The sequence below is a fragment of the Zhongshania aquatica genome (assembly GCF_027257955.1).
GTDB classification, from domain to species: domain Bacteria; phylum Pseudomonadota; class Gammaproteobacteria; order Pseudomonadales; family Spongiibacteraceae; genus Spongiibacter; species Spongiibacter aquatica.
The window spans coordinates 115,683-127,433 of sequence record NZ_JANZNQ010000010.1 but is presented as its reverse complement, the minus strand read 5'-3'; the positions used below and the strand labels follow the sequence as shown (position 1 = coordinate 127,433).

Sequence of the window (11,751 nt, the reverse complement as noted above, 5' to 3'; positions counted from 1 at the left end):
GTTGTACCTAGGCCCGAAGCAGGTTAGAAAGCTTCGGGTTAGGTTTTTTGGCTGGTCGGTAAATCAATGCGATCTTGCCGATAGCCTGCACCAAGTGCGCCTTGTGCGCGGCACAAAATTGATCAATCATTGCACGACGTTCGGTCGGCTCAGCTATATTAACTTTTACTTTGATGAGCTCGTGGTCGTCTAGTGCGCGCTCTATTTCGGTCATCACGCCTTCGCTTAAGCCGCGGTCGCCGATCATCACAACTGGACTGAGTTTGTGACCGATACTGCGTAGGTGTTTTTTATCGCTGGCGCTGAACTTAGACATAATACAAAAACCGAAAGAGGCGTGGCCGCGTATTTTACTCGAAACACCTCTGCGCTGAAATATGAATTCTCACTATTAACGGGGTGGGTGTGGTTAAACGTACAGCATCAAGTAACGCGTGGATGAAGGAACATTTTGACGATCACTACGTCAAACTAGCTCAGAAAGAGGGATATCGCTCCCGCGCTTGTTATAAGTTATTGGAAATTCAGGAAAAAGATCGCCTAATTAAGCCTGGGATGAGTGTGGTCGATCTCGGTAGTGCCCCTGGTGGCTGGTCTCAGGTAGCCGCTATGCTAGTTGGTCATCATGGTCAGGTATTGGCATCTGATATCTTGGAAATGGACACCATTGCTGGGGTTGAGTTTATTCAGGGCGATTTTACTGACGAAGAGGTCTTCAATGAGCTCATGGCTTTTTTGGGGAATCAGAAGGCAGATCTTGTAATTTCAGATATGGCCCCCAATATGAGTGGTATGAGAGATGTTGATCAGCCGCAATCTATGTACCTTTGTGAGCTGGCGTTGGATATGGCGGGTTTAGTTCTAAGGCCCGGCGGTGGATTTGTCACCAAGATATTTCAGGGAGAGGGCTTCGACGAGTATATGCGCCTCCTTCGTGAGCGTTTTAGTAAAGTAGTCACCCGTAAACCGGCCGCTTCAAGGCCAAGATCACGGGAAGTGTACTTAGTAGCCACTGGTCTTCGCAGCTAATTATTGCGTAGAGGGTGCCCAATTAATGTAGTAGAGTGGGCAGATGTCGGGTTAATTCCCGTTTTGTAAGCTTTGCGAAAAGTGTAGCGTGAGGATCGGTTTTTGAACGATATGGCAAAGAATTTACTGTTGTGGCTGGTTATTGCGGCGGTCTTGTTGACTGTTTTTAATAATTTCAGCGTCCAGTCGCCTACTGAGCAACTTAATTATTCTCAGTTCATTACTGAGGTGCAGAACGAGCGCGTTCGCAAGGTTGTCATTGACGGCTTAGTGATCAGTGGAGAGCGTAATGACAGTAGTCGTTTCGAAAGCGTGCGGCCTCTGCTGGATGATCCAAAACTTATCGATGATTTGCTGCAGCATAATGTTGTGGTTCAGGGTACAAAGCCTGAGCGTCAGAGCTTGTGGACCCAGTTGCTGGTAGCTAGCTTCCCAATCTTGATTATTCTCGCCATTTTTATGTTCTTTATGCGTCAAATGCAGGGTGGTGCAGGTGGTGGCAAGGGCGGCCCGATGGCCTTTGGTAAGAGCAAAGCGCGCCTGTTAAGCGAAGACCAAATTAAAACCACCTTTGCCGATGTGGCGGGTGTTGATGAAGCTAAAGAGGATGTTCAGGAGCTGGTCGAGTTCCTGCGTGATCCGGGCAAATTCCAACGCTTAGGCGGTCGCATTCCCCGCGGCGTGTTGATGGTTGGTCCTCCTGGTACAGGTAAAACGTTGCTGGCGAAAGCCATTGCGGGTGAGGCCAAAGTACCGTTCTTCTCAATTTCTGGTTCTGACTTTGTTGAAATGTTTGTTGGTGTGGGCGCATCGCGGGTTCGCGATATGTTTGAGCAAGCCAAGAAGCAAGCGCCATGCATTATCTTTATAGATGAGATCGATGCAGTGGGTCGTCACCGCGGCGCCGGTATGGGTGGTGGTCACGATGAGCGCGAACAAACACTGAACCAGCTATTGGTTGAAATGGACGGCTTTGAGGCAAATGACGGCGTAATCGTTATTGCTGCAACTAACCGCCCAGACGTGCTCGATCCTGCGTTATTACGTCCAGGTCGTTTTGACCGTCAGGTTGTGGTTGGCTTGCCAGATATTCGCGGTCGCGAACAAATTCTAAAAGTACATATGCGTAAATTGCCTTTGGGTGATGACGTCGAGGCGTCGATTATTGCGCGTGGTACTCCCGGCTTCTCTGGTGCAGATCTGGCCAACTTGGCTAACGAGGCAGCGCTGTTTGCGGCGCGTGGAAATTCGCGCCTTGTTAGTATGGAACAGTTTAATTTGGCGAAAGACAAAATCATGATGGGCGCAGAGCGTAAATCCATGGTGATGTCGGACAAGGAAAAGCTGAACACGGCATATCATGAAGCGGGCCATGCAATTGTAGGCCGCGAAATGCCAGAGCATGATCCGGTCTATAAAGTGAGTATTATTCCTCGCGGCCGCGCCTTGGGTGTGACAATGTTCCTCCCAGAAGAAGATCGCTACAGCCTGAGCCGTCGACATATTATCAGCCAAATTTGCTCTTTGTTTGGCGGTCGAATTGCGGAAGAAATGACTCTTGGTGCAGATGGCGTAACAACGGGTGCCTCTAACGATATTCAGCGTGCAACAGATATAGCGCGCAAGATGGTGACCAAGTGGGGGCTGTCGGACAAGATGGGGCCGTTAATGTATGACGACGCTGAAGAGGAAGTGTTCTTGGGTCGGTCTGCGGGTCAGCAAGGCAAGAGTTTCTCTGGTGAAACAGCTCGCCAGATAGATGAGGAAGTGCGTCGTATTATCGATGAATGTTACGCGGCGGCGCGCAAAATCCTTGAAGAACATCGCAGCAAACTAGATGTTATGGCTGACGCGCTGATGACCTATGAAACCATTGATGCCAAACAGATCGACGACATCATGGCAGGTCGTAAACCGCGCAAGCCTGCGGGTTGGGATGATGACGACACTGCCGGTGGTCGCAAGTCGAAAGTGGCGGGTGCGGAGCCGGAGTCTGAGCCAAATGATGACAAGAAAAATCGTCCAGAAGATCCCTTCGTCGGCTCGGTGAGCGATCACTGAGATTGGTATGAATCTCACCGCAAGCCTATCTTCACCGCAGCTCCGCTGCGGTGTTCGCTTATTGGATTTGAGTACGCCTCAGGTCATGGCGATTATCAATGTTACCCCTGATTCTTTTTCTGATGGCGGTCAATTTCACGCTGGTGGCGTATTGCTCGAAAAAGTGTTGCGTCGGGTCGAAGAGGTTTGTGAGCAGGGTGCTACGCTGGTGGACATTGGTGGTGAGTCTACGCGGCCGGGTGCGCTCCCCGTTAGTGTGCAAGAGGAGGGCGATCGAGTCTTGCCTGTGGTTGCTGCTATTGCAGAGCGTTTCGATACTGTCATATCAGTGGATACCAGCTCTCCCAGCGTGATGGTTGAGGCTGCGGTGTTGGGTGCGGGTATGATTAACGATGTGCGCGCGCTGTCCAGACTCGGCGCTATGTCAGCGGCGGCCGCAAGTGGCTTACCGGTATGTCTGATGCATATGAAAGGCGAGCCCGACTCGATGCAGCGACAGCCAGAGTATGAAAGTATTTTTGACGAAGTTTCTAATTTTCTGCAGGAGCGAATCTCGGCTTGTCTGGCTGCGGGCTTTTCAAAAGATCAAATACTATTAGATCCCGGTTTTGGCTTTGGTAAAACCACCGCGCATAATTTTGAGCTGTTTCGGCGTCTGCCGGATTTCGCAGCGATGGGGTTTCCTTTGTTAGTTGGTGTATCTCGCAAGTCTATGTTGGGTGCTATTACTGGGCGTGCAGTTGAAGAAAGATTGGCGGCGAGTGTCGTGATGGCGGCAATGGCTGTGGAGCGAGGTGTTCATATACTTCGCGTACACGATGTTAAAGAAACAGTTGATGCGGTAAAGCTCGCAACCGCTGTGAAGTTTGAGAAAAGTAATAATGGCTAGAAAGTATTTTGGTACCGATGGTGTTCGCGGTCGCGTTGGTGAGGGAGCAATCACCCCGGAATTTGTCCTTAAATTGGGCTGGGCGGTGGGGCAGGTGTTCGCTCGTGAAGGCCGCAGCAAAGTGCTGATTGGTAAAGATACTCGAATTTCAGGTTATATGTTCGAATCTGCCTTAGAGGCCGGTTTGGTGGCGGCGGGTGTAGATGTTCTTTTATTGGGGCCAATGCCGACACCTGCTATTGCCTATTTAACGAGAACCTTTCAGGCGCGCGCAGGCATTGTGATTAGTGCCAGCCACAATCCGTATTACGATAATGGTATAAAATTCTTTTCTGCCGACGGGACTAAACTACCTGACGAATTAGAGATGGCTATTGAGGAAGCCATTGATGCGACTATGACTACGGTGGAGTCCGCAAGATTGGGTAAGGTGCGTCGCATTGACGACGCCGCCGGTCGCTACATTGAATATTGTAAGTCTACGGGCCAGACTGGACTCTCGCTTGCAGGCTTAAAAATAGTACTCGATTGCGCTCATGGGGCAACCTATCACGTCGCGCCAGCTGTGTTCACTGAACTGGGTGCCAATGTGATCGTTATTGGCGCGTCTCCTGACGGTCTTAACATTAATGCGAATATTGGTTCTACTCACCCCGCTGATATGCAGGCGCGGGTTGTGCAGGAGTGTGCTGATTTTGGTATTGCCTTTGACGGCGACGGCGATCGTGTTCTGTTTGCCGATGCTTCAGGTGAATTAGTAGATGGCGATGATCTCTTGTACATCATTGCTGCCGAGCAGCTGCGGCGTGGTGAGTCTTGTGATGGTGTGGTTGGCACCTTGATGTCTAATCTTGGTTTTGAGCTTGCATTAAAGTCGCTGGGCGTTTCTTTTGAGCGCGCGCAGGTCGGCGATCGCTACGTTAAGGAGCGAATGAATGCTCTGGGCTGGAGCTTGGGTGGTGAAAATTCAGGCCATATCATTTGTGGTGATGTCAGTACAACGGGTGATGGCATTGTTGCCGCGCTAAAGGTGGTGCAGGCGGTTGTGGCAAGTGGCAAAAGTTTGTTTGAACTGCGCAGGCCGGTGAGAAAATTTCCGCAGATTATGCAGAATATTCGCATACAAAAACCGATGGATTTAAATGATTCTGAATTACGCGCCGCGGTTGGCGAGGTTGAGCTGGAATTAGCAGGGCGAGGCAGGGTATTATTGCGCGCCTCAGGTACAGAGCCCTTGGTGAGAGTTATGGTTGAGGGCGAGAATGCCCTGCAGGTTGCGGACTTATGTCAGCGCCTAGCAGACAAGGTACAAAAGCTTTCATCATAAGTGGTGGCGGTTCTTGTATGTATTTATAAGTTTATGTAAGATTGGCGCCCATTTTGCGCTAAGGGAAATGGCATGCGGAGTAATCTCGTAGCAGGGAATTGGAAGATGTATGGCGATAGCGCCAGCATTGGAAAGTTGGTGGCGGAATTAAACACGTCCTTACCTGCGGAGCCTGGTGTTGATATCGCAGTGTTTCCTCCCTCAGTGTATTTGCCGCAGGTGTTATCTGGTTTGTCAGGTTCGCCTGTTGCTGTTGGTAGTCAGAATGTATGCGATCAGCCTAGTGACGGTGCATTTACAGGCGAAGTATCTGCTGCAATGTTGGCTGATGTCGGGTGCCGTTATGTCATCGTTGGTCACTCTGAGCGTCGCGCTATTTATGGCGAAACCAGCGAGCAGGTTGCACAAAAGGCAAAGCAGGCTTTACTGCAAGGTTTATTGCCATTGGTGTGCGTCGGTGAAACCGAGTCGCAGCGAGATGATGGTGCAACATTAGAAGTTATTTCAGCCCAGCTTAAGCCGATTTTTTCGACCTTAAGTGTTGAGCAGTTGCGATTAATCGTGATTGCTTACGAGCCAGTTTGGGCAATCGGTACTGGTAAGACGGCGAGCCCCGATCAAGCTCAAGAAGTGCACGCGTTTATTCGTGCTCTTTTTGCAAAGAAAGATGAGCAATTGGCGAAGGGTTTGCGAATTCTGTACGGCGGCAGTGTTAAGGCTGCTAATGCAGGTGAATTGTTCGCTCAGGCGGATATTGATGGCGGTTTAGTTGGTGGTGCGTCACTTGATGCACAGGAATTTTCCGCAATATGTCGGGCGGCGGAGTAATGGAACAAATTATATTAATCGTACATGTGTTGGCTGGTCTTTCTATTATTGGTTTGATTCTGGTTCAGCAAGGTAAAGGCGCAGATATGGGGGCCTCGTTTGGCTCGGGCGCATCCCAAACTTTATTCGGTAGCACCGGTAGTGGTAACGCGCTAACGCGGGCAACAGCGGTATTGGCTACTCTGTTTTTTGTGACTAGCTTGTCGCTTGCCTATGTTGCAAAGCAGCGCAGCGGCGTTAATGAAGATATTATCGATGTGCCGGTATTGCAGGAAAGCCGTGATGTTGCGCCAGTAGGCGACGAGACGATGCCTGTGCAGGCGGGAGAGGTTGAGTCTGCGATGCCAGTTACAAGTGAAATGCCGGCGGACGCCGAGTAAAAAATTAGCCGAAGTGGTGGAATTGGTAGACACGCCATCTTGAGGGGGTGGTGAGCATAGCTCGTGCGGGTTCAAGTCCCGCCTTCGGCACCAAAAAATAGAAAAGGATAATTGCGATGAGTAATTATCCTTTTTTTGTTTTTATGCCTGCCTGAAATAAGCTGGGTGTTATGCTCCTTGCCAAGGGTTTGGCTTGACCTAGTTGTGGGTGCCGACTATAATGCGCCTCCTGATATGGGCGGTATCGCGTATTTTTGTGGCCGACTCTGAGCGTAGGGTGACTTCGCTTTTATATAGATCAGAAGTTTTTAGAAGCCCCTTCCAAAGGGGCTTTTTCGTATAGCCAATAGGTATGCGTCAAAGAATTTCGTTGGTGGGCCTTGGGCCCATTTTTTATTGGTGGGTAGCGAACTTGTCCAACAAGAACGTCAAGTTAGAAGAATTGATACGGCCGGGTGTGGAAGCGCTCGGCTACGAACTCTGGGGCTTAGATTATCAGTCTCATGGTCGCCATACCTTGTTGCGCGTCTACATAGACAGTGAAAAAGGTATTGGCGTTGATGACTGTGCAAAGGCGAGTCATCAGATCAGCGGTGTTTTAGATGTTGAAGATCCAATTACTGGTGAATATAACCTTGAGGTTTCTTCGCCGGGAATGGATAGACCACTGTATACCTTGGCTCAATTTGAGCAGTACGTAGGCAGTGATGTTAGTGTTCGATTGCGCACGTCCTTTGAAGGGCGTCGTAAGTTTCTCGGTCGTCTTATGGGTATCGAGGAAGGTGATGTGGTGTTGATGGTTGAGGAGCATGATTATTTGCTGCCTTACGATCAAATTGATAAAGCGAACGTTGTGCCTCGGTTTTAATCGAGGGTGACGATTTCAGATAGCCGGCTGCGGAAAGAGGCGGATAATGAGTAAAGAAATATTGCTGGTAGTTGAAGCCGTATCGAACGAAAAAGGTGTGTCGAAGACCATCATTTTTGAAGCGATTGAACAGGCATTGGCAACAGCCGCCAAAAAACGTTATGACGAAGACTCAGAAATTCGTGTCGTGATTGATCGCCACACGGGTGACTATCAGACTTTTCGTAGTTGGTTAGTTATGCCAGACGACGAAATGGCATTGCTGGGTACCCAATTAACGATCGAAGAAGCGCATGAATACAGCGCTGATTTAAAAGCGGGCGACATTTACGAAGAGATCGTTGAGAATGTCGGCTTTGGTCGTATTGCGGCACAAACTGCAAAACAAGTTATTGTTCAGAAGGTGCGTGAAGCAGAGCGTGCGCAAATCGTTGATGAATATCGCAGTCGTGTTGGCGAGCTCATTAACGGTACGGTTAAAAAAGTAACCCGCGACAGTATTATTGTTGATCTCGGCAATAACGCAGAGGCTTTGTTGCCGCGCGAAGAGTTGGTTGGCCGTGAAGTGTTTCGCATCAACGACCGCGTTCGCGCCATCTTGGCTGATGTTCGTCCCGAGGCTCGCGGCCCGCAGTTATTCCTTAGCCGTGCATGCCCAGAAATGCTGATCGAACTTTTCAAAATTGAAGTGCCAGAAGTTTCCGAAGATGTTATCGAAATTCGTGCGGCGGCTCGTGATCCAGGTTCGCGGGCTAAGATTGCTGTAAAAACGAATGACGGTCGTATAGATCCAGTGGGCGCCTGTGTTGGTATGCGCGGTTCGCGTGTGCAGGCGGTTTCTGGTGAGCTTGGCAATGAGCGTGTTGATATTATTCTTTGGGATGATAATCCGGCACAGCTGGTTATTAATGCCATGGCCCCTGCAGAAGTCGAGTCTATTGTTGTAGATGAAGACACTCACACAATGGATGTTGGTGTTGCAGACGATAACCTTGCTCAGGCAATTGGTCGGGCTGGTCAGAACGTTCGGCTTGCAGGTCAGCTAACCGGCTGGACCATCAATGTGATGAGCATTGAAGAAATGGGTGCTAAGCACGAGCAAGAATCTGGTCAGATAATAAGCTTTTTTGTTGACGCCCTCGATGTGGGTGAAGACATTGCAGAAGTGTTGGTGGATGAAGGATTTACAACTTTGGAAGAAGTTGCCTACGTACCACTTGAAGAAATGATGTCTATTGAAGGTTTTGATGAGGAGATTGCGCAAGAGCTGCGAGCCCGCGCTAAAGACGCCTTGTTGACCCAGGCGATAGCCAGTGAAGAAAAGTTAGAGAGCGCAGAGCCCGCTGAAGATTTATTGACAATGGATGGCATGGAAAAACACCTTGCCTTTATCCTTGCCAGCCGCGGCATTGTAACGATGGAAGATCTAGCCGAACAGGCTGTTGAAGATCTTCTCGATATTGAAGATATGACTGAAGAACGGGCTGGTGAGTTAATAATGACTGCCCGTGCTCCGTGGTTTGCAGACGAAGACGAAACTGCAAAGTAAGCGAGTCGTACCGTTTAGGAGAATGATGAATGGCTGAAGTTACCGTGAGCCAGCTTGCCGAAGTCGTTGGCGCGCCAGTAGAACGATTATTAAGGCAAATGAAAGAGGCAGGGCTGTCGCACAGCGCTGCTGGGCAAGTTGTGTCTGATGAAGACAAGCAAACCCTGCTGACTTTCTTAAAGCGGAGCCACGGAGAATCAGCCGAGGCGCCACAGAAGATTACCTTGAAGCGTAAGACCTTAAGTACGCTCAAAACCGGGTCTGGTGCGGGTAAGAAAACCGTTAATATTGAAGTTCGTAAAAAGCGGACTTATATCAAGCGCGATCCTGCGGAGATGGCGGCGGAAGCTGCTGCTGAGGAGCGTTTGCGCGCAGAATTAAATGATACAGCTGATGTAGACGCAGCGCCCGAGGTAGAGGCAGTTGTTGAAGCTACTCCTGAACCTAAGGTTGAGCCTGTTAGTCCTGAGCCTGTTGTTGAAGAGAAAGCACCGGAGCCTGAGCCTGAGCCAGAGCCTGTTGTTGAAGAGAAGGCTCCTGAGCCAGTTAAAGAAGAGCCGGCCGTTATCGCGCAAGAGCCTGAGCCAGTTGTGCCTGCTGCTGCACCAGCGAATAAAACAGATGAATACCGCGAAGTGGTCGAAGACGTATTAGACGTCGATCCGGAAGTTCTTCGTCAGCGCGCTATTTTGCGTCGCAAAGAAGAAGAGAAGCGTGTTCAAGAGCGTCGCGCTGAAGTCTTGGCTGACAAAAAACGCGATGAAGAAAAGCGTAAAGTGAAGGCAAAGGCGCCTGCCCCTGCTGCGGCCGCACCAGCGTCCAAAGACAGTGGTAATGAGGCTGCAGAAAAGCCAGCGCCACGTCATCACCGTCGTGCAGCGCCAACAGAAGCTGCCACAGATGATGATCGTCCGCGTCGTAAGGGTGGCAAATCACGTGGTAATAAGCGTGATGATATAGATGGCGCAGGTTCTTTCGGCGGTCGTCGTAAGAAGAAGACCTTGAAATTGCCAGATGATGCGCAGCGTCACGCCTTCCAAGCGCCGACGGATAAAATTGTCTATGCCGTTAATATTGGTGAGACCACCACCGCGGCAGAACTTGCTCAGCAAATGAAAGTTAAGGCTGCGGAAGTTATTAAAGAAATGATTAAAATGGGCATGATGGTCACCATCAATCAGCCTATCGACCAAGAGACGGCACAATTGGTCGTTGAGGAAATGGGGCATACGGTTAAGTTGGTTTCCGAGGATGCGGTAGAAGAAGCGCTAGAGGAAACATTGGGTTCTCGTGGCGCGGGTACCATGATCTCGCGCGCTCCTGTTGTTACCGTTATGGGTCACGTCGACCACGGTAAGACATCGCTGCTCGACTATATTCGTAAAACGAAGGTAGCCAGCGGTGAGGCGGGTGGTATCACCCAGCACATTGGTGCTTATCACGTTGAAACCGGTCACGGTATGATCACCTTCCTTGATACACCGGGCCACGCAGCGTTTACGCAGATGCGCGCACGGGGTGCTAAGAGTACCGATATCGTGATCTTGGTGGTTGCTGCGGATGACGGTGTGATGCCACAGACCGAAGAGGCAATTGTCCACGCGAAGGCGGCTGGTGTGCCCTTGGTTGTTGCCGTCAATAAAATGGATAAAGAAGGCGCTGACCCTGACCGAGTGAAGAATGAGCTGTCTGCGAAAGACGTTATTTCTGAAGAATGGGGTGGCGATACTCAGTTTGTGCACGTTTCTGCGCATACTGGTGAAGGCATAGATAAATTATTAGACGCAGTTTTACTTCAGGCAGAATTGCTTGAATTGAAAGCGGCGGCAGATTTACCTGCTCAAGGTTTGGTTATCGAATCGCGCTTGGATAAGGGGCGTGGTGCGGTTGCGTCACTGTTGATTCAGAGCGGTACCTTACGTCAAGGCGACATCGTGTTGGCCGGTCAGTGTTCAGGCCGTGTTCGTGCGATGCTTGATGAAAATGGCAAGCCTGTTAAAGAAGCCGGTCCGTCAATTCCAGTTGAAATACTAGGTCTTGATGGCACACCGGATGCGGGTGACAGCTTTGTTGTTGTTGAAAACGACAAGCGTGCTCGTGAAGTTGCAGATTTCCGCCAAGTGCGTGACCGTGAGCAGCGCATTAAACGCCAACAAGCAGCTAAGCTTGATCGTATGTTTGAAAGCATGGAATCAGCGGAGCGCCGTATTCTGAATGTCGTTCTTAAAACCGATGTTCGCGGTTCTTTAGAAGCCTTGCAGGCGTCGTTGATGGATATTGGTAATGACGAGGTTCGTGTCAATATCGTATCGGCGGGTGTTGGTGGTATTACTGAGACAGACGTGAATCTTGCGTTGACGTCTGGTGCAGTAATGTTCGGCTTTAACGTACGGGCTGATGCTAGCTCGCGTAGATTGGCTGAGACCGAGGGTGTTGATCTTCGTTATTACAGCGTTATTTACGATGTTATCGACGATGTAACCGCCGCTTTGACGGGTATGTTAAGCCCTGAAATGCGTGAAGAAATTGTCGGTGTTGCCGAAGTGCGTGACGTATTCCGTTCACCTAAGTTTGGCGACATTGCAGGTTGTATGGTTATTGAGGGTACGGTTTATCGCAGCAAGCGTATTCGTGTTCTGCGTGCCGATGTTGTTGTCTACGAAGGTGAGCTAGAGTCTTTGCGCCGCTTTAAAGACGATGCCTCCGAGGTTAAGAATGGCCTTGAGTGTGGTATCGGCGTTAAGAATTACAAAGATGTGCGCGCCGGTGACAAGATCGAAGTGTATGAAGTGAAGGAAATTGCACGTAGCCTCTAGGGGC

At 50.0% G+C, this 11,751-nt stretch carries 10 protein-coding genes and 1 tRNA gene; 10 read left to right on the top strand and 1 reads right to left on the bottom strand.

Translation table 11 applies throughout. The annotated features are described in order from the left end of the window. Positions 1 to 7 precede the first annotated feature (7 nt). The gene (gene yhbY / locus O9X78_RS11955; RefSeq protein ID WP_269619919.1) at positions 8 to 316 is read right to left on the bottom strand and encodes a ribosome assembly RNA-binding protein YhbY; all 309 of its coding nucleotides are present in this window, start codon (positions 314 to 316) and stop codon (positions 8 to 10) included. An 89-nt stretch (positions 317 to 405) separates the two neighbouring features. On the opposite strand from yhbY, the gene rlmE reads away from it, so the two are divergent. The 10 genes from rlmE to infB all read left to right on the top strand — a co-directional run bounded on the left by rlmE (position 406) and on the right by infB (position 11,747). After that, positions 406 to 1,029, top strand: coding sequence for a 23S rRNA (uridine(2552)-2'-O)-methyltransferase RlmE (gene rlmE, locus O9X78_RS11950; protein ID WP_269619918.1), 624 nt, complete (start codon positions 406 to 408; stop codon positions 1,027 to 1,029). 111 nt (positions 1,030 to 1,140) lie between these two features. Then, positions 1,141 to 3,090, top strand: coding sequence for an ATP-dependent zinc metalloprotease FtsH (ftsH, locus tag O9X78_RS11945; protein WP_269619969.1), 1,950 nt, complete (start codon positions 1,141 to 1,143; stop codon positions 3,088 to 3,090). 7 nt (positions 3,091 to 3,097) lie between these two features. Continuing rightward, positions 3,098 to 3,979, top strand: coding sequence for a dihydropteroate synthase (gene folP, locus O9X78_RS11940; RefSeq protein WP_269619917.1), 882 nt, complete (start codon positions 3,098 to 3,100; stop codon positions 3,977 to 3,979). Beyond that, positions 3,972 to 5,306: a phosphoglucosamine mutase gene (glmM, locus tag O9X78_RS11935; RefSeq protein ID WP_269619916.1), complete on the top strand. Its 1,335-nt coding sequence runs from the start codon at positions 3,972 to 3,974 to the stop codon at positions 5,304 to 5,306. The genes folP and glmM overlap by 8 nt, the downstream gene beginning before the upstream one ends. A 72-nt stretch (positions 5,307 to 5,378) precedes the next feature. After that, positions 5,379 to 6,134, top strand: coding sequence for a triose-phosphate isomerase (gene tpiA, locus O9X78_RS11930; RefSeq protein WP_269619915.1), 756 nt, complete (start codon positions 5,379 to 5,381; stop codon positions 6,132 to 6,134). Further along, positions 6,134 to 6,514, top strand: a complete 381-nt coding sequence (gene secG / locus O9X78_RS11925; protein ID WP_269619914.1) for a preprotein translocase subunit SecG — start codon at positions 6,134 to 6,136, stop codon at positions 6,512 to 6,514. Before tpiA ends, secG begins: the two co-directional genes overlap by 1 nt. A 7-nt stretch (positions 6,515 to 6,521) precedes the next feature. Continuing rightward, a tRNA-Leu gene (locus O9X78_RS11920) sits at positions 6,522 to 6,607 on the top strand. Between the two features lie 319 nt (positions 6,608 to 6,926). Next, positions 6,927 to 7,382: a ribosome maturation factor RimP gene (gene rimP / locus O9X78_RS11915; RefSeq protein ID WP_269619913.1), complete on the top strand. Its 456-nt coding sequence runs from the start codon at positions 6,927 to 6,929 to the stop codon at positions 7,380 to 7,382. Between the two features lie 46 nt (positions 7,383 to 7,428). Beyond that, on the top strand, positions 7,429 to 8,931 hold the full coding sequence (gene nusA / locus O9X78_RS11910) for a transcription termination factor NusA (RefSeq protein WP_269619912.1): 1,503 nt from the start codon (positions 7,429 to 7,431) through the stop codon (positions 8,929 to 8,931). 29 nt (positions 8,932 to 8,960) lie between these two features. After that, positions 8,961 to 11,747 carry a translation initiation factor IF-2 gene (infB, locus tag O9X78_RS11905; RefSeq protein ID WP_269619911.1) on the top strand — a complete coding sequence of 929 codons (2,787 nt, stop codon included), beginning with the start codon at positions 8,961 to 8,963 and terminating at the stop codon, positions 11,745 to 11,747. Positions 11,748 to 11,751: the final 4 nt, after the last annotated feature.

Excerpts from the sequence above, each read along its gene's own strand:
- yhbY (WP_269619919.1), bottom strand. The coding sequence starts at position 316 with ATGTCTAAGTTCAGCGCCAGCGATAAAAAACACCTACGCAGTATCGGT.
- ftsH (WP_269619969.1), top strand. The coding sequence starts at position 1,141 with ATGGCAAAGAATTTACTGTTGTGGCTGGTTATTGCGGCGGTCTTGTTG.
- folP (WP_269619917.1), top strand. The coding sequence starts at position 3,098 with ATGAATCTCACCGCAAGCCTATCTTCACCGCAGCTCCGCTGCGGTGTT.
- glmM (WP_269619916.1), top strand. The coding sequence starts at position 3,972 with ATGGCTAGAAAGTATTTTGGTACCGATGGTGTTCGCGGTCGCGTTGGT.
- tpiA (WP_269619915.1), top strand. The coding sequence starts at position 5,379 with ATGCGGAGTAATCTCGTAGCAGGGAATTGGAAGATGTATGGCGATAGC.
- secG (WP_269619914.1), top strand. The coding sequence starts at position 6,134 with ATGGAACAAATTATATTAATCGTACATGTGTTGGCTGGTCTTTCTATT.
- nusA (WP_269619912.1), top strand. The coding sequence starts at position 7,429 with ATGAGTAAAGAAATATTGCTGGTAGTTGAAGCCGTATCGAACGAAAAA.
- infB (WP_269619911.1), top strand. The coding sequence starts at position 8,961 with ATGGCTGAAGTTACCGTGAGCCAGCTTGCCGAAGTCGTTGGCGCGCCA.